24 protein-coding genes and 9 tRNA genes are annotated in these 21,956 nt (G+C 56.0%); 29 read left to right on the forward strand and 4 right to left on the reverse strand.

Going from position 1 to position 21,956, the window contains the following annotated elements:
- The first annotated feature begins 108 nt into the window (after positions 1-108).
- From smc to JJB07_RS19945, 18 genes are all read left to right on the forward strand, one after another.
- The gene (gene smc, locus JJB07_RS19860; protein ID WP_201637864.1) at positions 109-3,684 is read left to right on the forward strand and encodes a chromosome segregation protein SMC; all 3,576 of its coding nucleotides are present in this window, start codon (positions 109-111) and stop codon (positions 3,682-3,684) included.
- A gap of 37 nt (positions 3,685-3,721) precedes the next feature.
- Positions 3,722-4,657, forward strand: coding sequence for a signal recognition particle-docking protein FtsY (gene ftsY / locus JJB07_RS19865; RefSeq protein ID WP_201637865.1), 936 nt, complete (start codon positions 3,722-3,724; stop codon positions 4,655-4,657).
- A 94-nt stretch (positions 4,658-4,751) separates the two neighbouring features.
- A complete protein-coding gene (locus JJB07_RS19870; protein WP_201637866.1) occupies positions 4,752-5,087 on the forward strand; it encodes a putative DNA-binding protein in 336 nt (111 codons plus the stop codon).
- Positions 5,088-5,108: 21 nt separating this feature from the next.
- Positions 5,109-6,464 carry a signal recognition particle protein gene (gene ffh, locus JJB07_RS19875; RefSeq protein ID WP_201637867.1) on the forward strand — a complete coding sequence of 452 codons (1,356 nt, stop codon included), beginning with the start codon at positions 5,109-5,111 and terminating at the stop codon, positions 6,462-6,464.
- Positions 6,465-6,564: 100 nt separating this feature from the next.
- A complete protein-coding gene (gene rpsP / locus JJB07_RS19880; RefSeq protein WP_038091672.1) occupies positions 6,565-6,837 on the forward strand; it encodes a 30S ribosomal protein S16 in 273 nt (90 codons plus the stop codon).
- 2 nt (positions 6,838-6,839) lie between these two features.
- Positions 6,840-7,067: a KH domain-containing protein gene (locus JJB07_RS19885; protein WP_201637868.1), complete on the forward strand. Its 228-nt coding sequence runs from the start codon at positions 6,840-6,842 to the stop codon at positions 7,065-7,067.
- A 100-nt stretch (positions 7,068-7,167) separates the two neighbouring features.
- A complete protein-coding gene (locus tag JJB07_RS19890; protein WP_201637869.1) occupies positions 7,168-7,581 on the forward strand; it encodes a YlqD family protein in 414 nt (137 codons plus the stop codon).
- On the forward strand, positions 7,581-8,105 hold the full coding sequence (gene rimM, locus JJB07_RS19895; protein ID WP_201637870.1) for a ribosome maturation factor RimM: 525 nt from the start codon (positions 7,581-7,583) through the stop codon (positions 8,103-8,105). Before JJB07_RS19890 ends, rimM begins: the two co-directional genes overlap by 1 nt.
- Positions 8,106-8,123: 18 nt before the next feature.
- Entirely contained in the window at positions 8,124-8,879 is a 756-nt protein-coding gene (trmD, locus tag JJB07_RS19900) for a tRNA (guanosine(37)-N1)-methyltransferase TrmD (protein ID WP_201637871.1), read from the forward strand.
- Positions 8,880-9,105: 226 nt separating this feature from the next.
- Positions 9,106-9,180 (forward strand) — tRNA-Gln (locus tag JJB07_RS19905).
- A gap of 14 nt (positions 9,181-9,194) precedes the next feature.
- Positions 9,195-9,276, forward strand: a tRNA-Leu gene (locus JJB07_RS19910).
- Between the two features lie 13 nt (positions 9,277-9,289).
- Positions 9,290-9,365, forward strand: a tRNA-Ala gene (locus JJB07_RS19915).
- 8 nt (positions 9,366-9,373) lie between these two features.
- A tRNA-Asn gene (locus JJB07_RS19920) sits at positions 9,374-9,449 on the forward strand.
- A 3-nt stretch (positions 9,450-9,452) separates the two neighbouring features.
- Positions 9,453-9,528, forward strand: a tRNA-Thr gene (locus tag JJB07_RS19925).
- Between the two features lie 7 nt (positions 9,529-9,535).
- Positions 9,536-9,612, forward strand: a tRNA-Glu gene (locus JJB07_RS19930).
- Positions 9,613-9,640: 28 nt separating this feature from the next.
- Positions 9,641-9,715 (forward strand) — tRNA-Gly (locus tag JJB07_RS19935).
- A gap of 11 nt (positions 9,716-9,726) precedes the next feature.
- A tRNA-Cys gene (locus JJB07_RS19940) sits at positions 9,727-9,801 on the forward strand.
- Between the two features lie 89 nt (positions 9,802-9,890).
- Positions 9,891-9,975, forward strand: a tRNA-Leu gene (locus tag JJB07_RS19945).
- A 56-nt stretch (positions 9,976-10,031) separates the two neighbouring features.
- On the opposite strand, the gene JJB07_RS19950 is transcribed toward JJB07_RS19945, so the two are convergent.
- Positions 10,032-10,388, reverse strand: a complete 357-nt coding sequence (locus JJB07_RS19950) for a L,D-transpeptidase (RefSeq protein WP_201637872.1) — start codon at positions 10,386-10,388, stop codon at positions 10,032-10,034.
- Between the two features lie 98 nt (positions 10,389-10,486).
- Here JJB07_RS19950 and JJB07_RS19955 point away from each other — a divergent pair, with 98 nt between their 5' ends.
- From JJB07_RS19955 to JJB07_RS19995, 9 genes are all read left to right on the forward strand, one after another.
- The gene (locus tag JJB07_RS19955) at positions 10,487-11,305 is read left to right on the forward strand and encodes a deoxyribonuclease IV (RefSeq protein ID WP_201637873.1); all 819 of its coding nucleotides are present in this window, start codon (positions 10,487-10,489) and stop codon (positions 11,303-11,305) included.
- A gap of 140 nt (positions 11,306-11,445) precedes the next feature.
- The gene (locus JJB07_RS19960; protein ID WP_236588241.1) at positions 11,446-12,570 is read left to right on the forward strand and encodes a C40 family peptidase; all 1,125 of its coding nucleotides are present in this window, start codon (positions 11,446-11,448) and stop codon (positions 12,568-12,570) included.
- Positions 12,571-12,707: 137 nt separating this feature from the next.
- Positions 12,708-13,055 (forward strand): 50S ribosomal protein L19, encoded by a 348-nt coding sequence (gene rplS / locus JJB07_RS19965; protein WP_201637874.1) that lies wholly within the window; start codon positions 12,708-12,710, stop codon positions 13,053-13,055.
- Between the two features lie 78 nt (positions 13,056-13,133).
- Positions 13,134-13,697 (forward strand): signal peptidase I, encoded by a 564-nt coding sequence (lepB, locus tag JJB07_RS19970; protein WP_201637875.1) that lies wholly within the window; start codon positions 13,134-13,136, stop codon positions 13,695-13,697.
- Positions 13,698-13,721: 24 nt separating this feature from the next.
- Positions 13,722-14,654: a ribosome biogenesis GTPase YlqF gene (gene ylqF, locus JJB07_RS19975; RefSeq protein ID WP_201637876.1), complete on the forward strand. Its 933-nt coding sequence runs from the start codon at positions 13,722-13,724 to the stop codon at positions 14,652-14,654.
- Positions 14,655-14,736: 82 nt separating this feature from the next.
- Positions 14,737-15,573, forward strand: a complete 837-nt coding sequence (gene rnhB, locus JJB07_RS19980) for a ribonuclease HII (RefSeq protein WP_236588242.1) — start codon at positions 14,737-14,739, stop codon at positions 15,571-15,573.
- An 18-nt stretch (positions 15,574-15,591) separates the two neighbouring features.
- Entirely contained in the window at positions 15,592-17,454 is a 1,863-nt protein-coding gene (gene fliK, locus JJB07_RS19985) for a flagellar hook-length control protein FliK (RefSeq protein WP_201637877.1), read from the forward strand.
- 35 nt (positions 17,455-17,489) lie between these two features.
- On the forward strand, positions 17,490-17,774 hold the full coding sequence (locus JJB07_RS19990) for an EscU/YscU/HrcU family type III secretion system export apparatus switch protein (RefSeq protein ID WP_201637878.1): 285 nt from the start codon (positions 17,490-17,492) through the stop codon (positions 17,772-17,774).
- A 40-nt stretch (positions 17,775-17,814) separates the two neighbouring features.
- Positions 17,815-18,288, forward strand: a complete 474-nt coding sequence (locus JJB07_RS19995) for a YraN family protein (protein WP_201637879.1) — start codon at positions 17,815-17,817, stop codon at positions 18,286-18,288.
- A gap of 33 nt (positions 18,289-18,321) precedes the next feature.
- Here the strand turns inward: JJB07_RS19995 and JJB07_RS20000 are convergent, their stop codons facing one another.
- On the reverse strand, positions 18,322-18,834 hold the full coding sequence (locus tag JJB07_RS20000; protein ID WP_201637880.1) for a GNAT family N-acetyltransferase: 513 nt from the start codon (positions 18,832-18,834) through the stop codon (positions 18,322-18,324).
- Between the two features lie 128 nt (positions 18,835-18,962).
- Here JJB07_RS20000 and JJB07_RS20005 point away from each other — a divergent pair, with 128 nt between their 5' ends.
- Entirely contained in the window at positions 18,963-19,226 is a 264-nt protein-coding gene (locus tag JJB07_RS20005) for a YneF family protein (RefSeq protein WP_201637881.1), read from the forward strand.
- A 106-nt stretch (positions 19,227-19,332) separates the two neighbouring features.
- Positions 19,333-19,569 (forward strand): hypothetical protein, encoded by a 237-nt coding sequence (locus JJB07_RS20010; RefSeq protein WP_201637882.1) that lies wholly within the window; start codon positions 19,333-19,335, stop codon positions 19,567-19,569.
- 19 nt (positions 19,570-19,588) lie between these two features.
- Here the strand turns inward: JJB07_RS20010 and JJB07_RS20015 are convergent, their stop codons facing one another.
- Together JJB07_RS20015 and JJB07_RS20020 are read right to left on the reverse strand one after the other, a co-directional pair.
- Positions 19,589-20,314 (reverse strand): polysaccharide deacetylase family protein, encoded by a 726-nt coding sequence (locus JJB07_RS20015; RefSeq protein WP_201637883.1) that lies wholly within the window; start codon positions 20,312-20,314, stop codon positions 19,589-19,591.
- 81 nt (positions 20,315-20,395) lie between these two features.
- Positions 20,396-21,931: a YifB family Mg chelatase-like AAA ATPase gene (locus JJB07_RS20020; protein ID WP_201637884.1), complete on the reverse strand. Its 1,536-nt coding sequence runs from the start codon at positions 21,929-21,931 to the stop codon at positions 20,396-20,398.
- Positions 21,932-21,956 lie beyond the last annotated feature (25 nt).

Raw genomic sequence — 21,956 nt, forward strand, 5'->3', positions numbered from 1 at the left:
TCGCAAAAAAGCACAAAAAAAGCCCCCCATTCTCTCTCACAAGAATTCAAACACTATGATAAAATAGATAGGTTGAAAGCCCATTCGATGCTTCTGGAGGGGAACACGTTGTATCTGAAACGAATAGAGGCGATCGGATTCAAGTCGTTTGCCGACCGCACGGAGTTGGAATTCGTTCCGGGCGTTACGGCGGTCGTTGGACCCAACGGTTCCGGCAAATCGAACATCTCCGACGCCATCCGCTGGGTTCTTGGTGAACAGAGTGCCAAGTCCTTGCGCGGGGCCAAGATGGAGGACGTTATTTTCGCAGGTTCTGACGGGCGCAAGGCCGTTAACTTTTGCGAAGTGTCGCTCACGCTCGACAACGCCAACCGCGAACTTGACCTCGATTATAACGAAGTCACCGTCACCCGCCGCGTGTACCGCTCGGGCGATTCCGAATATATGATCAACAAGCAATCGTGCCGCTTGAAGGACATCACCGAACTGTTCATGGACACCGGTCTTGGCAAGGAAGCCTACTCGATCATCGGCCAAGGCCGCATCGACGAGATTTTGTCCAACAAATCGGAGGACCGCCGCGGTATTTTTGAAGAAGCCGCCGGGATCGTCAAATACAAATCCCGCAAAAAAGAAGCGGAGAAAAAACTCGACGAGACAACCGCCAATCTCATCCGAATCGGCGACGTCATCGGCGAACTCGACGCTTCCATGGAACCGATGGGCTACCAAGCGGAGGTCGCCAAGGAAGCCCGCGAACTCCGGCAACAGTTGGAGCGTTACGAAGTCGCGCTCTACGTCCACGACATCGAGGACCTGCACCGCCGTTGGACGGAAGGCAGCGGGGAGGGCGACAAACTCGCCAACGACCACCTCGACAAGTCCGCGATTGTAAGCTCCCAAGAATCGGACTACGAAAAACTGCGCTGGGAACTCACCCAGATTGAAGAGTCGATCGAAACCGCTCAGAAAGCGCTCGTCGAGGTCGTTCAAGAACATGAAAAGTCGGAAGGCCACCGCAAACTTTTGCAGGAGCGCCAACGGAACTTACAAGTCAGCCGAACCGACCTCGACGCCGTCTTGGAAAAACTGCTCCGTGATCGGGAGCAGAACACCGCTTTGTTCACCGAGGAGCAGGCGAAGGCCACTTCTCTGCACAGACATATCGAGAACGTAAAACGCGACTTGGAAGAGAAGCTGAACCTCGCCAAGGGCTTCCTCGACCGCGCCGAACGCGAAGGCGAAGTCGAGCGCATGAAGTCGGACTTGATCGAGAAGCTCAACGACAGCGCCTCCAAGCGCAACGAGCTGAAAAATCTCGAATCCTCGCTAGAAATCCTCCAACGCCGCCTGTCCCGCCAAATGGAGGAGGAGCGCGACTTCACCGAGCGCGTCAAGCAGTTGCGTCAAGCGCTTGAGGAAGCCAACAAACTGCGCGGGGAAGAGGGCGCACAGGAAGCGGAAGTCGTGGAGATGCTCCAAACTCTGCGTCAGAAAGTCGAGTCCGAAACCCGTGACCAAGAAAAACGCAGCGGCATCCTCCGCCAATGGCAGACCGACCACGCTTCGCACCGTTCGCGGCTGGAACTCTTGCGCGACATGGAATCTCAGTACGGAGGCTACCAAGTCGGTGTACGGAACATCCTCCAAGCCGCCCAACGTGGCAACGTGCAAGGGGTAAAAGGCGCCGTCGCCGAACTGATGCAGGTTCCCCGCGAGTACGAATTGGCGATGGAGACCGCTCTGGGCGGCGCCATGCAGAACGTCGTTGTTCGCGACGAGAAAGCCGGCCGCGACGCCATTCATTTTTTGAAAAACAGCGGTGGGGGTCGTGCGACCTTCATGCCGCAAGATGTGATCAAAGGGCGTCCGCTTGGCAAGCATGAGCGCACGACGATCCAAGGTCACAGCGGCTTCGTCGGCATCGCGTCCGAACTTGTCAAATGCGACCCGCAATACCAAAACATCGTGGACAACCTCTTGGGCTCCGTTCTCGTCGCCCGTGCCATTGCCGACGCGAACGCCCTCGCACGCCTGTTGCAATACCGCGTGCGCATCGTCACCCTTGACGGAGACGTCGTCAACCCCGGCGGTTCGATGACCGGGGGTTCTGTTCAGAAAAAAGGCACGTCCCTGCTCGGACGTACCCGCGAGATCGAAGAGATGGAAGAAAAACTGAAAGCGATGAACAAAAAAATCGCCGATGCCCAATCCGTCTACGAAGAAAAAGACAAACAACTTCAACAAGCCAAGTCCGAAATCACCCGACTGTCGGAGCAAAGCGAGCAGCAGCGCGGATCGTTGTACAGCTACGACGCGCAGATTCGTGAACTCACCGTGCAACTTCGCGGGGTTGAAGAGCGCCTCGAACTGGTGACACTGGAATTGGGGCAGTACCGTTTGGAGGAAAAAGACAATCTCAACAAGCAAGACGGGGTCCGCAACTCGCTCGTTGTGCTGGAGTCCGAAACGATCTCTCTGCAAAAAGCGGTCGACGAACTCCAAACCGTGCTTCGAGAACAGCAAAATGTCGCTGCAGACGTCAATGAGGAAGTGACGGCGTTCAAAGTCAAACTGGCGGGCGTCGAGCAAGAGTATGCCAACGTCAAAAGCAACGTCGAACGCCTGGGCGCGCGACTTGCTGAGCTTGCCACCGAAATGGAAGCGCGGGAGCAGGAACGCAACGCGCTGGTTCAGCGTCTCGAAGAGACCGCGCAAGAACTCCAATCCGCCGAGTCTCTCTATACAAACTTTGAAGAGCACCGCAAGGAAGCGGAAGCCAAGTTGGACGCACATCGCGAAGCCAAACTGGCGCTCACGTCCCGGATGAGTGCGACAGAAGCTCAACTGCGGGAAGCTCGTCTGCAATTGAAGAACCTCGAACAACTCGTCCACCACAACGAAGTCAAAGTCAACCGTCTCGACGTTGAGCTGAACAACTCGTTGACCAAACTCGCCGAGGAATACCACATCTCGTTTGAACTCGCCAAGGAACGCTACCCGATGCCGGAGGAACTGGGCATCACCAAGCGCAAAGTGCAAGAATTCCGCCGCGAGATCGAGCGGTTAGGCGATGTCAACTTCGGTGCGATCGAAGAGTACGCGAGGATGCAAGAGCGTCATGCGTACTTGACTGAGCAACGCGATGACTTGGTCAAAGCGGTGGAGCAGTTGTACGAGGTCATCCGCGAGATCGAAGGCGAGATGTCGAAGCGCTTCAATGAAACGTTCTATGCGATCCGTGAACAGTTCTGCGATGTGTTCGTGGCGCTGTTTGGCGGTGGACGTGCCGACTTGATCCTCACCGACCCGGAGAAGCCGCTCACGACAGGCATCGACGTCGTCGCCCAACCGCCGGGGAAAAAGCTGCAGAACCTGCAGCTGCTCTCAGGCGGCGAACGGGCACTGGCGGCGCTTGCGTTGCTGTTTGCGATTTTGCGCATCAAGCCGGTGCCGTTTTGCGTGCTCGATGAAGTCGAAGCGGCGCTCGATGATGCCAACGTGGCCCGTTATTCGATGTACCTGCGCGACTTTTCCAAGCAGACGCAGTTCATCGTCGTCACGCACCGCAAAGGCACGATGGAAGGGGCCGACGTGCTCTACGGCGTGACGATGCAAGAATCGGGCGTCTCCAAGGTCGTCTCGGTACGCCTCATCGACCAAGCGATGGAATTGACGAGTTGATTCTCGCCGCTTTATATAGTAGAAGGGAGTGTTGGGTATGGGTTTTTTCAGCAAGATTAAGGAAGGTCTCGCCAAAACGCGCGATGCCTTCATGGGCAAGGTCGAATCGATCATCTCGTTTGGCCGCAAGATCGACGAAGAGTTTTACGAGGAGTTGGAGGAAGCGCTGATCATGGCAGACGTCGGCGTCAACACCGTCATGGAGATCATGGAGGAATTGCGCTCCGAGGTCAAAAAGCGCAAACTCACCCAAGCGGAAGAGTTGCGCCCCGTCCTCCAAGAGAAGCTCGCAGAGCTGATGGGCACCGAGCAAGAGGGCCTGCGCATGGCGCCAAACGACCAACTGACCGTCATCCTCTTCGTCGGGGTCAACGGCGTCGGCAAAACCACGACGATCGGTAAACTTGCCCACAAGTTCAAATCAGAAGGCAAAAAAGTCATCCTCGCCGCGGGCGATACGTTCCGCGCCGGGGCGATTGAACAGTTGGAAGTCTGGGGCCAACGCGCCGGCGTCGACGTGATCAAGCAGTCGGCAGGCTCCGACCCGGCAGCTGTCATCTTCGACGGTCTGGCCGCTGCACGCGCCCGCAAAGCGGACGTCCTGCTCTGCGACACCGCAGGTCGTCTGCAGAACAAGTCCAACCTCATGGATGAATTGAACAAAGTCTACCGAGTCATCAAGCGCGAAGTGCCGGATGCTCCGCACGAGGTCTTGCTCGTCCTCGATGCCACCACCGGGCAAAATGCACTTCAACAAGCCAAACTGTTTGGCGCGACCGCCGGCGTCACCGGCATCGTGCTGACGAAACTGGACGGCACGGCCAAAGGCGGGATCGTCGTCGCGATCCGCAAAGAGCTGGAATTGCCCGTCAAATTCGTCGGTCTCGGGGAAAAGATCGACGATCTGCAGCCGTTTGCACCGCAAGAATTCGTCTCTGCGCTGTTCACCGGAGACGAGGAAGAGCACGAATAGAAAGATTTTTCACGAGAGAGTTGACAACACGCATGCTTTTCAGTAATATACGTCTGTAAAGCAAATCGACTTGACAGGCAGAGGGGCGTCGGACATGCTAGAAAAGACCACCCAGATGAACCTGTTATACGACTTCTACGGCGTGATGCTCACCGAGAAGCAACGTGAATTTGTAGAATTGTACTACCTGGACGACCTCAGTTTGGCAGAGATTGCCGAGCAGTTTGAGATCTCTCGACAGGCTGTACATGACAACATCCGCCGGGCGAGCGCACAGTTGCTCGACTATGAGGCGAAGTTGCACTTGGTCGAGCGGTTTGAACGCCGCCGCGAAGTCGGAAGTCGGGTGTTGTCGCTCCTCGAGAACAACCCGTCGCAACAGGAGCGTGAGCAGATCTCGGCTCTCGTGCGCGAATTGATCGAGGAATAACCGACACAGAGGAGGATGGCCATGGTCTTCGAAGGATTGGCGAACCGATTACAGGACACCTTTAACCGTTTGCGCGGCAAGGGCAAGCTCAGTGAATCGGACGTAACTGAAGCCATGCGGGAAGTGCGACTCGCACTCCTGGAGGCCGACGTCAACTTCAAAGTCGTCAAAGACTTTGTGGCGAAGGTCAAGGAGCGTGCAGTAGGACAGGAAGTCCTGCAAAGCCTGACTCCGGGACAACATGTCATCAAGATCGTCAACGAAGAACTCACCGCGTTGATGGGGGGCGAGCAAGCCAAGCTCACCGTCTCCTCCAAACCACCGACCGTGTACATGATGGTCGGCTTGCAAGGGGCAGGTAAGACCACCCACACCGGCAAGTTGGCGAAACTTCTGCAGAAAGACCGCAAGAAACCGTTGCTTGTCGCCTGCGACGTCTATCGTCCGGCTGCCATTAAGCAACTCCAAGTGCTCGGCGAACAGCTCGACGTCCCGGTGTTCTCCCTCGGCAACGAGGTCAGCCCGGTCGAGATTGCCCGCCAAGCGATGGAGCACGCAAAGTCGCACGGTCATGACTATGTTCTGATCGACACCGCAGGTCGTTTGCATATTGATGAAGCGTTGATGGACGAACTCAAGCAGATCAAGGAAACCGTGCAACCGGACGAGATCCTGTTGGTCGTCGATGCGATGACCGGTCAAGATGCTGTCAACGTAGCGGAGAGCTTCAACACGCAGCTCGACGTGACGGGCGCGATCCTCACCAAGCTCGACGGGGATACCCGCGGCGGTGCCGCCCTCTCGATCCGTGCCGTCACCGGCACGCCGATCAAGTACGCCGGCATCGGGGAGAAAATCGACGCGATCGAACCTTTCCATCCGGACCGCATGGCGTCCCGCATCCTCGGGATGGGCGACGTATTGACCTTGATCGAGAAAGCGCAAGCGAACATCGACAAGGACAAAGCGCTCGACCTCGAACGGAAGATGCGCAATGCCGACTTCACGCTCGAAGACTTCCTCGATCAGTTGCAGCAGGTCAAGCAAATGGGCCCGCTCGACCAGATCATGGGGATGCTGCCCGGCATGAACAAGATCAAGGGCATGCAGAACGTCAACGTGGATGACAAGCAAATCGGCCGTGTCGAAGCGATTATTCGCTCGATGACGCCGGTGGAGCGCACGGAACCGGGTGTGATCAACTCCAGCCGCCGCAAACGCATCGCGGCCGGGAGCGGAACCTCGGTGCAGGAAGTCAACCGTCTCTTGAAGCAATTCGAAGACATGCAGAAGATGATGAAGCAGTTCTCCGGAATGGCGAAGAAGATGAAAGGCAAGAAGGGCAAGGGTGGTTTCAAACTCCCGTTCATGCCGTAGATTGTCATCATCGCAACAAAATTTGATGAGTTATCAACTTTTCTGTTCCCTTGGAACGGAAGTTATGATATGATTTTGATTCTGTGGAGGTGAAAATAAAATGGCAGTTAAGATTCGTCTCAAGCGTATGGGTCAGAAGAAAGCTCCGTTCTACCGTCTGGTAGTAGCTGATTCCCGTTCTCCGCGTGACGGTCGTTTCATCGAGGAGATCGGTACCTATAACCCGGTTACCCAACCGGCTCAAATCAACATCGATGAAGAGAAAGCAATCGCATGGCTGAACAACGGTGCACAACCGTCCGATACCGTGAAGAACCTCTTCTCTAAGACCGGCATCCTCAAGAAGGTACACGAAGCGAAAGCAGGCAAGTAAGCATGAAGCAATTGGTGGAAACCATTGCGAAGGCTCTTGTCGATCAGCCTGACCAAGTTCGGGTATCCGAAGTGGTTCTGGATGATGCAATCGTGTACGAATTGTCCGTCTTCCCGTCCGATATGGGGAAGATTATCGGCAAACAAGGCCGGGTAGCGAAGGCGCTGCGCACTGTCGTCGCGGCCGCCGCTGCCGGACAAACCAAGAAAGTCACCATTGAAATCGTTTGATTGAAATCGTGTGACGCAACGAAAGCTAGGAAGCAGAGATGCTCCCTAGCTTTTTTGTTTGTGGTATAATAAGGAACATACCAAAGGAGTGTGAATTTCATTGTTTACTGTAAAAGTACCTGTGGCGATTAAGCTGATCTTGACCGAAGGAACCAAGAAAGGCATTACCGGTGAAATCAACCAAGCGATCCAAGGCATCCAGCACGAACTGGAGCAGATCGAATTCCAAGCGCGCAAAGCGTTGCAAGATGCAGAACAACACGGCCCGGAAGCTGTGCAAGGTCTGACCGCGCGCATCAACCAAGAGCGCGGCGCACGCATGGAGCGTCGTGAACAACTGATGCAGCAACTCGTGCAAATTCAGCAATCGGAGATTGGTGCGGAAATCAACGGCGGCCAAGTCGAATCGACGGTCGACATTCGTGTGGGCGACAACTGGGAAGAAAAAGTACAAGTGAACGAAATCGTGCTCAAGGACGGCGTAGTCGTAGAAATTCGCCGCGCGGGTCTTTAATGAAAAAGGAGCAACTGATCCTCGTCGGCCACTTGGTGAACACCCAAGGGGTGCGCGGAGAAGTGCGCGTCGTGTCACGGACAGACTTTGATGATGTCCGTTTTAAGTCAGGCTCGACCGTTCTGCTCGTGCATCCGAACTTCCAAAAGCCAATTGAGTTGAAAATTTCGTCGTCCCGACCGCACAAGCAATTCATCCTACTGACATTTGAGGGGCATTTCAATATCAATGATGTGGAAAAGTACAAAGGCGGCGACCTGATGGTCCGCGAACAAGACCTCGTCGAACTGCCGGAGAACACGTACTACATCTACCAATTGATTGGCTGCCAGGTTGTCACCGATGAAGGAGAAGTGCTTGGCGTCCTCAAGGACGTACTCCAACCGGGGGCGAACGACGTCTACGTCGTGAAGCCGCCCAAGGGCAAGGACATTCTGTTGCCGGTCATTCCGAGTTGTGTGTTGGATGTAGACGTGGAGAACAAAAAAGTTCTTGTACATATCCTGCCGGGCCTGCTGGACTGAGGGTAGGAGGGAACCAACGTGCGCATTGACATCGTGACGATTTTCCCGGAGATGTTCGAAGGTGTGATCAACTCTTCCATTCTCGGCCGCGCCCGCCGCGAGGGCTTGGTGGAGATCAACTTGATCGATTTCCGCGCCTACTCCAACAACAAACATAACACCGTCGACGACACCCCTTACGGTGGCGGCGGCGGCATGGTCCTCAAGCCTGAACCGATTTTCTCTGCCGTCGAATCGCTTACCGAGCAACAGGAGGCGGGGACAAGCTCTCCACGCGTCATCTTGACCTGCCCGCAGGGAGAAGTCTTCTCGCAAGCCAAAGCCCTTGATTTCGCCTCTGAGGAGCATCTGGTGATCATCGCGGGCCACTATGAGGGCTACGATGAACGCATTCGCCAGTATCTCGTCACAGACGAGATCTCGATCGGGGACTATGTGCTGACGGGGGGAGAGCTGCCGGCGATGGTGATCGTGGACAGCGTAACCCGGTTGTTGCCGGGCGTGCTTGGCAACAACACCTCCGCCGTACTGGACTCGTTCCGCGAGGGTCTGCTGGAGTATCCGCACTACACCCGTCCTGCCGAATTTCGCGGCTGGAAGGTGCCTGACGTGCTGCTCTCCGGTCACCACGGCAACGTCGAGCGCTGGCGGCGCAAGGAATCTCTGCGCCGCACGCTGACCCGTCGTCCCGACCTCTTGCAAAGCATGGAGCTTTCCAAGGACGACCGTAAACTTCTCGACGAAGTGAAGCGGGAGCAGGGAACCTCGAAGTAGAAAAAGCCCCGTTCGGCGACGATCGGGGCTTTTTTTACAAGCTTTGCGTATCTCTTTTCGAAAAACGTCGAAATTTGGCGTTTCAAACCCTTGTCCAAACGCCGTGACCCGTGCTATATTTGTCTTGTCGCCGCGAGAGGTTGCGAGATGAGAAATACGCAAACTTGAGGTTGACACGAAATTGAGAGTATGATATCTTAATTCTCGTCACCAGTGATTCAAACGATGGGGAGTCGCCAAGCGGTAAGGCAACGGACTTTGACTCCGTCATGCGAAGGTTCGATCCCTTCCTCCCCAGCCAATATAACTTTACACGCCGGAGTGGCGGAATGGCAGACGCAGTCGACTCAAAATCGACCGGGAAACCGTGGGGGTTCGAGTCCCTTCTCCGGCACCACATTTTCACCCTTGGGGGATTAGCTCAGTTGGTAGAGCACCTGCCTTGCAAGCAGGGGGTCAGCGGTTCGAATCCGCTATTCTCCACCATGTATTATTCCTCGATAGCTCAGTTGGTAGAGCGCCCGACTGTTAATCGGATGGTCGCAAGTTCGAGTCTTGCTCGGGGAGCCATTTGCCTTTTTAGCTCAGTAGGTAGAGCGCATCCATGGTAAGGATGAGGTCATCGGTTCGATTCCGGTAAAAGGCACCATTTGTTTGGCCCGTTGGAGAAGCGGCTTAACTCACCGCCCTTTCAAGGCGGCATTCACGGGTTCGAATCCCGTACGGGTCACCATTTGTTTTTTCCAAACCTCAAACGTTATGCGGAAGTGGCTCAGGGGTAGAGCATCGCCTTGCCAAGGCGAGGGTCGCGGGTTCGAATCCCGTCTTCCGCTCCATTTTTATTTTCGGTGGTATAGCCAAGTGGTAAGGCAAAGGTCTGCAAAACCTTCACTCCCCGGTTCAAATCCGGGTACCACCTCCAAAAGCTTAGCAAATCGAATCGGATGTGCAAATCATCCGATTTTTTTATTGCGAAAGTTCTTATCATGTGATATTCTAAATACTGTTCCTGCGGGTGTGGTGGAATGGCAGACACAACAGACTTAAAATCTGTCGGGGTTTCCCCGTGCCGGTTCGAGTCCGGCCACCCGCACCAAACCTACAAGTCTCACATGAGAAAGCACCTCTCCGGTATGCGGGGAGGTGCTTTTTTTAGGGTACGATCTGTACTTTCGTCCCGATGTCGACTCGTTTGGAAAGGTCGAGTACGTCTTTGTTGTGCATCCGAATGCAACCGTGCGAGACGTACTTGCCAATCGAGGCTTCGTTGTTGGTGCCGTGGATGCCGTAGCCTTTTCTGGAGAGTCCCATCCAAAAGTCTCCGTACACCGTACGGGGTCCGCCGGGACGTCGACCGGGGTTGGGCGCTTTGTTGACGATCGTGAAGGTGCCGGTCGGTGTGCGCGTGGCGATTTTGCCGACTCCGACAGGGTAGGTGCGGACGACTTTGCCGTCGGAAAGCAGGCTTAGTTGCCGCTTGGAGAGCGAGATGCGGATGCTGTTCGCCATGCTGCCATCCCCTTTTTTCCACAGGGTATGCGCGTTTGCCTGTGGGGGGAACCTATGCTACACTTTCGGGAGACTATCTTGAGAGGACGGATTTTCCAATGCTGAAATTGGGTGCCAACGTTTCCATTGCCAAACATGGTCTGCTCGCTGCCGTCGAAGAATCGATCGGCTACGAAGCGGACACCTATATGATTTACACCCGCTCCAACCGAGGGGGCAAGGCTCGCGACATCACCCTTTTTAACCGGGAGAAAGCGTACGAGTTGATGAAAGAACACAACTTGAGCGATCCGGTGGTTCATGCCCCGTACTTGATCAACCTCGCGTCGAGCAAGGAAGAGACGTTCGAATACGGTGTGAATATGCTCCGGGAAGACATTGAGCGCACGACCTATCTGGGTATCAAGCACATCGTGTTCCACCCGGGCTCGCACACGGGCTCCGGCGTTGAATACGGGATCAACCGCATCGCCGAAGGGCTTGATCTCGTGTTGAGCGGGGAAGAGACGGTCAACGTCTGCTTGGAGTTGATGGCGGGGGACGGCTCCAAAGTCGGCTCCAATTTCCAAGAGCTGGCGGAGATCATCAAACGCGTCAAACATCGGGACAAGCTCGGCGTCTGCCTCGATACCTGTCACCTCTATTCGGCGGGCTATGACATCGTCAACGACTTTGACAAAGTCATGCACCAATTCGACGACATCGTGGGCCTCGACCGCTTGAAAGTCTGGCATATCAACGACTCCAAGACCGAGTTCAACTCGCGCAAGGACCGCCATGCCAACATCGGAGAGGGCTCCATCGGGGCCGAGGCGATCAAGCGGATCGTGCATCACGAACTGGCCCAGGACAAACCGCTAATCTTGGAAACGCCGGAAGGAAAGTACAAGGAAGAGATCGCGTTTTTGCGCTCTTGATCGCCCGCTGTGCTTGAAAAAAAAGACCTGTCCCTGCGGCAGGTCTTTTGTCTTTCTTGCCATCTATTGCCCAGACTGCAAGACCCCCTGTCCACAAACAATAGCTATGTGGAATGAATCTTGTAGTCGAGGTGATAGAGATGAACAATCGGAAAAACAAACGCATGGCTTTAGCACTTGTCGCCCTGTTCGCCTTGATGCCGTTGCCAAACGCCCTAAACGCAATGGCTTCGGACATGGATGCAGTTCCAACCGTCAGTTATTCATCAGTTGCAAGAGCGGGTGTCGTGATCAACGGCGTGACCAAGACCGCGATCAACCCGATCTCGATCGGCGGTGTCTACTATGTGCCGTTTAAGAACATGGCACAGATCTTGGACTACGACGCCATTTCCTACAACGCCAAGACCAAGACGTACAGCGCGACCGATGGATCGGTGACCGTTCGTGTGACCATTGGCGGAACGCATGCGATGAAAGGCGATGAGCGGATCAACATCCATGCTCCGCGATTCGTCAACGGCACCACGTATCTCTCGCTGGATGCCGTGAGCTCCGTGTTCAACACGTTCACGTACTTTAACGCGCCGGACGGGTCGGTACGCGTTCAGATGCCGGCGACCACGTACAAAGTTCATTCGGGCGACTCACTGTTCAAAATCGCCCAAGCGCACCATACCACCGCAACCGCCGTTCGTGCTGCCAACGGTCTGCGCTCCGACGTGCTGATGCCGGGGCAAATTCTCCAACTGCCGGTTGAGTCTCTGAAAAAAGAGATGGAGACAGGGTCGTCCGACGTATCTGTCGTGGACCCGAACACCGTCCAAGGACCCGCCGCAACGCCGACTGCGAGCCAATCGGCGACGGCCGCCCGCAAAGCCCAAGCGATCATCACGCTCGGCAAGAAATACATGGGTGTCCCGTACAAGTTCGGGGCGAAGACCTCCGATGCGCCGCGCTTGATGGACTGCTCGTCGTTCATGCAGTACATCTTCGGCAAAAACGGGATCTCCCTGCCGCGCGACTCCCGTCAGCAATCGAACGTCGGGACTCGTGTGTCGAGATCGCAGTTGCAACCGGGTGACCTGATGTTCTTCAAATACCCGGAACGCTATTCGGACGGTCGTGTCGGCCACGTCGGGGTGTACATGGGCAACGGGCAAATCTTGCACACCATCCCGAAACCGGGTGTCACTATTACGAAGTTTGGAACCTCCGGTTATTGGTCGAAAAACTTCCTCTACGGGAAGCGTGTCATTAAGTAGAAGTTTTCGTACTTCATGCGTTGCCAAGCCCTCCAACCCTGTGCTATAATATCGTTTGTGACATCAAGGCGGTCCGCTGTTCGGCGCCCATTTATGAGGCCCGTGATATGAACGCCTGCAGGGAGGAGGTAACACCCATGAACCAAAACCTTTTGGCTCAAATCACTGCGGAACAAATCCGCACGGATATCCCGACTTTCAAGGCAGGCGACACCGTTCGCGTACACGTGAAAGTAAAAGAGGGTAACCGTGAACGTATTCAGGTCTTCGAAGGCGTTGTGATCAAGCGTCGTGGCGGTGGCATTTCTGCTACTTTCACCGTTCGCAAGATTTCCTACGGCGTTGGCGTAGAGCGTACTTTCCCGCTCCACACCCCGAAGTTCGAGAAGATCGAAGTGATGCGCCGTGGCCGCGTACGTCGTGCAAAACTGTACTACCTGCGCAACCTTACCGGTAAAGCTGCTCGTATCAAAGAGATCCGCTAATTACAGCAAAGACCAGGGACTTGTGACTCGTTACAAGTCCCTTCTTTGTATCTGTCACACGGCAGGAGGGCACGCTATATGAGCGAGCAAGTCCATGAAACGACCACGAACGGGTTGGATACCGGCAAGAAGCGCAAGAATGAAGCGTGGGAGTGGACCAAATCCCTGATCATTGCGTTTGTCTTGGCCCTGATCATTCGTCAATTCCTGTTTGCGATCTTCATGGTAGACGGGCAGTCGATGGTGCCGACGCTGCAAGACCGCGAGCGGCTGGTCGTCAACAAATTGGTCTATCATTTACATAAGCCTGAGTACAACGACATCCTCGTGTTCAAATACCCTTCCGATGAGAGCAAGGACTTTATCAAGCGTGTCATCGGCCTGCCGGGAGACAAGATCGAGATGCACGATTACAAAGTCTTCCGCAACGGGCAAGAGCTGGACGAACCGTTTATTGCGGAGCCGACAGCTCCGAACGACAAAGTTTTCACCGTCCCGGACGGAACGATTTTCGTTATGGGCGACAACCGCGGTTTTTCCAAGGACAGTCGCGACCCGCAAGTCGGGTATGTGAAGGACGAAGAGATCGTCGGACGAGCTGAACTTGTCTGGTATCCGTTACCGAATTTCCGCAAAATCTAACAGACAGCAAAGGGGGGACGATACATGACCATTCAATGGTTCCCCGGCCATATGGCGAAAGCGCGCCGGGAAGTCACCGAGAAGCTGAAACTGGTTGACATCGTCATGGAACTGGTGGACGCACGTCTTCCGCTTTCCAGCCGCAATCCGATGATGGACGAGATCGTACAGCACAAGCCGCGCCTGGTGCTTTTGAACAAAGCCGATCTCGCAGACCCGCGTATTACCGATCAATGGGTGAAGTATTTCCGCGCCAAGGGGCTCGATGCGCTGCCGATCAACGCGATCAAGGGCGAAGGACTGCCCAAGGCCGCAGCAGAAGCAAAGCGTCTGTTCGCTCCTAAAATTGAAGCGATGGCGAAAAAGGGCATCCGCCCGCGTGCGACCCGTGCAATGATCCTCGGCATCCCGAACGTCGGCAAATCGTCGCTGATCAACCGCATGGCCAAGAAAACCATCGCCAAAACGGGCGACCGACCGGGCGTTACCCAAGCCCAGCAATGGATCAAAGTCGGCAAGGACTTCGAACTGCTCGATACGCCGGGGATTCTCTGGCCGAAGTTCGAAGACCAGCAAGTGGGTCTTCGTCTCGCTGCCACCGGTGCGATCAAAGAGGAAATTCTCGACACGGAGCCGGTTGCCATCTTCATCGTCAAGCTGATGAACGAGCTGTACAAGGGCGTGTTGGAGAGCCGTTACAACCTCGAATCGTTGCCGGAGGACCCGCGTGAGGCGATCGAAGCGATTGGCCGTAAGCGCGGCTTCCTGCGCCAAGGGAACGTCGTGGACCTCGAAGCGACGTGGAAACTGCTGATCCGCGAGTTTCGTGGCGGGCAGTTTGGGCGGATCTCGTTGGAGAACCCGAACGAACTGAAGGAACAAGTCGAAGAGCAAGTGCAACCGGAGCAAAAGCAAGTGCAAGAAGAGGCAACACCGGAAGAAACCACCGTGGAGTAACGCGGTGGTTTTTTGCTGTATTCTACAGGATTCGACCGGTGGATTGGCGAATGGAATAGGGATAGAGAGGGGAGACCTACGGATGCCGCGCAAGAAGTTTGAAGTTGACACCATGACCGTCGGGGACGTCCGAGACTGGCTCCTGACAAACACCCCGAACGCCCGCCAGATCAAGACGATCCAAGGCGACGAGCGCGCCGGGGTTCGCAAACTGATCGAAACCTATCTGCGGGAACAAAAACGCCTCGTCGACGCAGCGGCGTTTCAAGACCGCATGTGGAGCTATGAACGCAGATGCCGCGAGCAGGGCTTTGAGCTCATCGCGGGAATTGACGAAGCGGGGCGCGGGCCGTTGGCCGGGCCTGTTGTGGCGGCGGCTGTGATGTTGCCGGACGGTATTTTATTACCGGGCCTGAACGACTCCAAACAAGTGAAGGAAGACGTTCGCGAGCGACTGTATGACCTCATCTGCGAAGGTGCGGTGGCGTACGGAGTCGGTGTCGTGGACGAAGCGTATATAGATGAACACAACATTTTGCAGGGAACGTTTGAAGCGGCACGACGAGCGCTGAGGGAGATGCAGGCACGGTTTGGTCTGATGCCGGACTTTTTGTTGACCGACTGCTTGAAGATTCCCGGTGTGACACAACCGTATGAAGCGATTGTCAAAGGGGATGCATCTTCGTTCTCGATTGCAGCGGCTTCGATTCTCGCAAAAGTGACGCGGGATCGGTTGATGGTGGAGTATGCACAGCTCTACCCGCAGTACGGATTCGATCGGAACAAGGGCTATGGAAGTACCGATCACATGGCGGCGTTGGAGGAGTACGGGCCTTGCCCGATTCATCGCACGTCGTTCGCCCCGGTCGGCAAAAAATTGCAGGTGCAGGGGACTTTGTTCGACGGGTTTGATTTGTAGGTAGAGGAGGAGATCGGGATGCGCATCAGCACCGGGCAGATGGCGAAGATCATGATGCAGACGCTCCAAGGGGCGAAGGATGCCGGCGGCCAGTTGGAACTCAAAGTGGGCACCGTGGTTCGGGCCACTCTGATGGAGTTTCTAAGCAACAACAAGTCGGAAGCTTGGCTCATGATCGGCAACACCAAAGTACGGGCGCAAGTCGAAGCGCATCTGCAGCCGGGAGATCAACTGGATCTGTTGGTGACCGGAGAGCAAATGCGCGGGGCGCTTGAATTGAAGCTGGTCGGCCAGCCGATGCGCGGTGATACGGGCAAAGCTATGCAGATGGACCTCGCGAGCATCTTGAACGCCTTGCAAGTGCCCGAGGGGGACGAGATGAAAGCGATGGTACAGGAGTTCGTCTCGCGCAGTCTGCCGTTGAATCCGGATGTTTTGAAGCAGGCGGGGCAGGTGCTGAAGTCGCTGGGAAGTGCGCCGACGCCCGCACAGGTGGCAACGCTTGGCAAGATGGCGGAGCTCGGCATCCCGATCAACCCTTCGACGTTTCAGGCGATGGATGCGCTCGACAACGGACCGAAATTGCATCAACTGCTGACGAGCGTCGCAGCCTCGCTGGACAACATCCTCACCGACGGGGAAAAAAGCGGCGCGTCCGCTACCGCTGTATCGTCAGGGCAGACGGAGGCATCAAAAGGGGCTTCGAGCCCTGCAACGGGCCAAACGCAAGGGACTGGCACGACTACTCAGACTGCAACCTCGGCTACAGAATCGAATGCGCCGAAACCGGCACCCCAAGTTGTATCGAACGCGTCGTCCGCTCAGGCGACAGATGCGACGGCCGACGCTGAGGCAAAGCCGACGGCGTTTCAAGCGCCGACTTCTGCAAGCCCCGACGTCGCCGAACAACCCCCGACTTCGACGACAGAACGGACTCAAGAGCAGACCTCTTCTCCGGCGGCATCTGCGAAAACCGAACCACCGGCTACACACTCCGGTCCTGAGCGAACTCAGTCTGCTTTCCCGGAAAATAAGAATTCTCGACCGCTCCCGACACAAGCGGACGGGAATGCTGTCGATGACAAACTCTCTTCGCCCCGGGAAAGTGCCCGCGACTCCCTCAAGCAACTGTCGAAGGTGGTACACGATCTGGCGAAGGACGCGAACACGTCGGCCGACTCCTTGCGCGACAAAGCCAAGCAACTCGGTCTCGCATTTGAAGAACGCCTCGGAGCGGCCCTGCGCCGTCTCCCGGCAGACAGTGATGCTTCTGTGGTGCGGGACGCCGTTCAGAATGCCTTGAACAGTTTCACGACCGAACAGCAGGGATCGAGTCTCAAAGAAGCTCTTCTCAACGTCCAACGTTCCGCCGCCGAACTGACGGCTGCAGGGCACGGGGCTCTCGCGGATGATGTCAGCACGTTGCTGAACAACTTGACGGGCCAACAGTTGATGAGCACACCGGGACAGACACAGCAAAGGTCTGACCTTTTCTACCAGTTCAGTGCCGTTCCTCTACAGATGAACGGACGAGAGCAGACGGTGGAACTCCACGTGATGTCGCGCAAAGGGCCGGGGCAGAAAAGCCTCGACCCGTCGAACTGCTATGTGTTGTTCCGACTCGACATGCCGAACTTGGGGCCGCTTGATATTCATCTGCACATCGTAGACCGTGTGGTCGGCGTGCGATTCGTTTCGGAGGATAAAGAGACGGTGCAGATTGAAGCGGCCGAGCAGCGCGATCTGCGTGACAAGTTGCAGGGCGTGGGCTATCATCTCGGCGTGCTGAAAGTGGAAGAAAAGCAACCCTTGCAAGAAGGTCGGCAACTTCCGTTGTTGCCGCCGTTGTTGACGCAAAGCAGTCTTGACCTGCGGATGTAGCCGCTGAAAATGGGAGAGCGAAAGGAGGTGGAGGGTTGGCCTCCGACGACAAGAAACCGACACCGCCGAAGAAAGCGGTCGCGCTGCAGTACAACCATGACCGAGACACCGCCCCGCGCATCGTCGCTTCCGGGCGGGGGGCCGTCGCGGATCACATCCTGTCTCTCGCGCAGGACTCCGGCGTCCCGATGCACGAAGACCGAGCGCTGGTCGAAACGTTGCTCGCCTTCGAAATCGGCAAAGAAATCCCCGCCGAACTCTACCAAGTCGTCGCCGAAGTCCTCGCCTTCGTCCAAAGGCTCGACAAACGCGACCGCTGACCCTACAACTTCATACACAACTGAATAGAGGTGCCCAGTCATGAACAACCACGAAACCCACGGGAACAACCCAAAAATCTCGGCGAAAAAGGAAACCGCTACGAGGGCGAAGCAAAAACCTACTTCCAAGCAACGCGTCTCTACCGACCCGCGCAAGCAACTTGGGGATTTTGGAGAGCGTGTGGCGGCAGACTTCTTGCTACACTTGGGCTACCGGATCATCGACCGGAACTGGCGACGACGTGGAGGAGAGTTGGATATCATAGCGATTGACCGCGACGCGTTGGTCTTCGTTGAAGTTCGCACGCGATCCACCCGCACGTTCGGTACCGCCGAAGAGTCTGTAGACTGGCGCAAACAGCGCCAAGTGCGGAAGATGGCCTCCTGCTACCTCCACGAACGCCCGGCGGAGGACACCATCTACCGCGACATTCGCTTCGATGTCATCACCGTCTACGTGGATCGCAATCCGTTTCGAGTTCGTGACTTGTACCACCTCAAACACGCGTTCTAACAAAAAAAGCGCCCACTCATGGGGCGCTTTTTTCTATACCTCGCTCAACACACCGCCCGGTCGAAACCGAGCCATGATGATCTCGTCCACAAACTGCCCCTGCGAAAAATTCGCACCGACCTTGCGACCCTCGACGACAAATCCGAGCCGTTCGTACAACGCTTGAGCCCGTGGATTGTGTGAAAGCACGCCCAACTCCAACCGCTCCAACCGAAGCCAATTGTCGGCGAGGTCGATCACTTTCTTCAACATCTCCGTCCCCACGCCTTGACCCTGACAGGTCGAATCCACGAAGAGATACAGATACCCGATATGCGAGCGACGCCCCGTAAACGCACTCATCCCGATATGCCCCACCACACGACCGTCGATCTCCGCGACAAATTGGTGGGAGTTCGGTTGCGGCTTCGCATACTGCTCCTGCATCGTCTCCACCCGCAAGCTCGGAGTGTTCAAGACATACGGCATTACATCCTCCTGCAAGCTGATCTCCCAAATGCGCTCGGCATCATCGGCCCGCACTGGACGAATGAGAAGGTTGCTCATCTTGCCACGTCCTTTCCAAATGTTCCCTCTATCATACCTTTTCGGCAGGAGTTTGGACAACAGTGGAATTACGTACAAGTTCTGTAGTATACTAGTATGGATTAAGACAAGTAGGGGGCAAACTCTCGATGGTAACAACTCTCGTAGCAATCGGTACCTTTATTCTCGGGCTGGTTCTGGGCGCGCTCGGCGGCGTCTACTACCTGCGCAACAAGATGCAGAACATGACGATGTCCGATACGGAGATCGCGACGATGGCGAAGGGCATGGGCATGAACCTCAACCAGAAGCAATTGGCACAGATTCAGCGCCGGATGAAGAACGCGCAATCCAACCAATCCAAAACCAAAGCCACTGCCAAGAAACAACCGACCAAATCTCCGAAAAAATAAAGCAAAACGGCATGCCTGCGCCTGTGCAGGACATGCCGTTTTTTCGTTGGAAAATAGTTGCTCACCGCTGCGCATATAGATAGGGCAAAAGGAGGGAAGTCCCACGATGAAGATCGGGTCCCCGGTTTGGAAGATGAAAATGCGGTTGCGTCGTCAACCTTGGTTGGCAGCGGCACCGATCTTACTCCTGCTCTCGATTCTGCTCGGCTCTCTCGCGGTGCAGGCCGTCAAAGCCCTCACACTCTTCGCTTCTCTCCTCTGGTTGATCGCCGGACTTCTCGGCGGTTTCTGGCTCGGGCGACTCGGTCAGGGACCCCGCAGACGCAAAAAAACTCGCTCGTGAGAACTCCCGGCGAGTTTTTTTACAAAGCATGTTGCCCCATAGATTGCTGCTGTGCGTCCAGATAGGTTTGCAACGGAACGATATGAAAGCCTTCGCGTTGCAGGTCGTCGAGGATGCGCGGCAGAGATTGTACGGTCAGCGTTCGATCGAGTTCGCCGTCGTGAGCGAGCAAGATGCCGCCGTGACGCTCGTGAATCAAGCTCATCACGCGTTGCTCCACTTGCTGAGGCGTCGTCGTGGTATGGTTCTCGACACAGACGTTCCAGAGAATCAGTTGCTTATTGAGTTGCTCCGTGGTGGTCAAGATCGCGGGCGAGACATTGCCGCGCGGCGGGCGGAAGAAGTGGGGAACCGCGAAGCTCGGGCCAACTACGGCCGTTAGAGCTGCGTCACCGCCTTGCAGTTCAGCGTTGACTTGCGTGGGCTTGAGCGTTTCCAAGTGCGGGTGAGTCAGCGTATGGTTGGCGATGGTGTGACCGTCTCGGGCGATGCGGCGCACGAGGTCCGGGTGTTCCAACGCGTTGCGTCCTACGACAAAGAACGTCGCTTGCAGGTGGCGTTTTTTCAACATGTCCAGAATCTGCGGCGTGAAGCGCGGGTCGGGACCGTCGTCAAATGTGAGCGTGACGGTCTTGTCCGGTACGACCGATACGGTCGGCTCTACAGCCGCCACAGCTCTGGGATGTGCGGGAAGCAGAAGTGCCAGAGTGAGGACGACAGACAGCAGCAAAAACCACTTTTTCACGGGCCATCCCCTCTCTCAAATTCGTGTATCTATCATGTAGAATACGGGTTTGAGAGGGGGGAGAGCAACGCACAAATCTTGTTAGGAAAGGGGGTTTGGATGTCGATCCAGAGTCCTGTACTGCACAGCCTCCGCCACATGAGCTTCCTCGACCCCAACACTTCCCGCCAAGTCTGCAATCGTGCGCGCCACTTTGAGCACCCGTTCATAGGCGCGGGCGGACAACCCCAGCCTGTCGAACGCTTTTTGCAAAAGGGTCCTCGCGTCGACGGACATGTCACAGTACAGGCGGGTATCCGTAGGGGACATGGCTGCATTGTAAGGTGACGTCCGATCGGGAAAGCGTGCCGCTTGCACATCGCGGGCGCGAATCACCCGTGTCAAAATTTCCGAGGAAGACTCTTCAAGTGCCGTGTTCACAATGTCGGAGTACGTCACGCGAGGCACTTCCACATGCAAATCAATCCGGTCCAACAGCGGCCCGGAGATTTTGTTTTGGTAGCGGGCAATCATGGGCGGTGTACACGTGCAGGGCTTGTAGTCCGATCCGTAGAAACCGCACGGACAGGGATTCATCGCCGCCACCAGCAAGAAACGGCTCGGAAACGTATACGTCGCCTGTGTCCGAGAGATCGTCACTTGTGCGTCCTCCATCGGTTGGCGAAGCACTTCCAACACCGACTTGCGAAATTCCGGCAACTCATCGAGAAACAACACGCCTCCATGCGCCAAACTCACTTCGCCGGGGCGGGGAATCGTCCCGCCACCGATCAAGCCCCCTGTTGAAATCGTATGGTGCGGCGTGCGAAACGGTCTCGTCCGCAACAGTCCGATTTCCTCCGCCAACAAGCCCGCCACGCTGTGTACTTGCGTCACGTCAAGCGACTCGCGCGACGTGAGAGCGGGCAAGATCGTCGGCATCCGTTTGGCGAGCATCGTCTTGCCGCTGCCGGGCGGGCCGATCAACAGGATGTTGTGATTGCCCGCAGCAGAGATCTCGAAAGCCCGCTTCACGTGCGGTTGACCTTTGATTTCTGAAAAATCCTCTCCACCCGCTGAAGCGGTCTCTTCGGATGCAGGATGGACTGCGGTCGGCAACAATTCCAAACGACCTGTCAGCCAACGAAACACGTCCCCAAGCGAATCCACACCGATCACTTTCAACCCGCTGACCAACGCGGCTTCCGGCGCACAAGCTGAGGAGACGACCAGCGTATGAAGCTTATGCTCCCGAGCTCCCAACGCCAGCGACAACATCCCGCGCACGGGACGGATGCTGCCGTCCAACGCCAACTCCCCGACAAGTGCCACGCCGGAGAGAGCATTCGCAGGCACAAGCTCCGCCGCGAGGAGGATGCCGAGCGCCAAGCCCAAATCAAAACCGGAACCCTCTTTGCGCAGATGAGCGGGGGCAAGGTTCGCCGTGATGCGCTTCTGTGGAAACTCCAGCCCGCAATTGCGCATGGCGGCCCGCACGCGGTCTTTGGCCTCGCGCACCGAATTATCGGGCAACCCGACGATTTCAAAGCCCGGCAGACCTTGGGCCAGGTCGATTTCCACTTGCACCAACACCCCTTGCAACCCATACAACGCCAATGTGTTTACTTGCGCATACATGTGTCGAAAAACCCCCTAGAAAATA

Origin of the sequence: Tumebacillus amylolyticus (assembly GCF_016722965.1) — a bacterium.
Lineage (GTDB): Bacteria > Bacillota > Bacilli > Tumebacillales > Tumebacillaceae > Tumebacillus > Tumebacillus amylolyticus.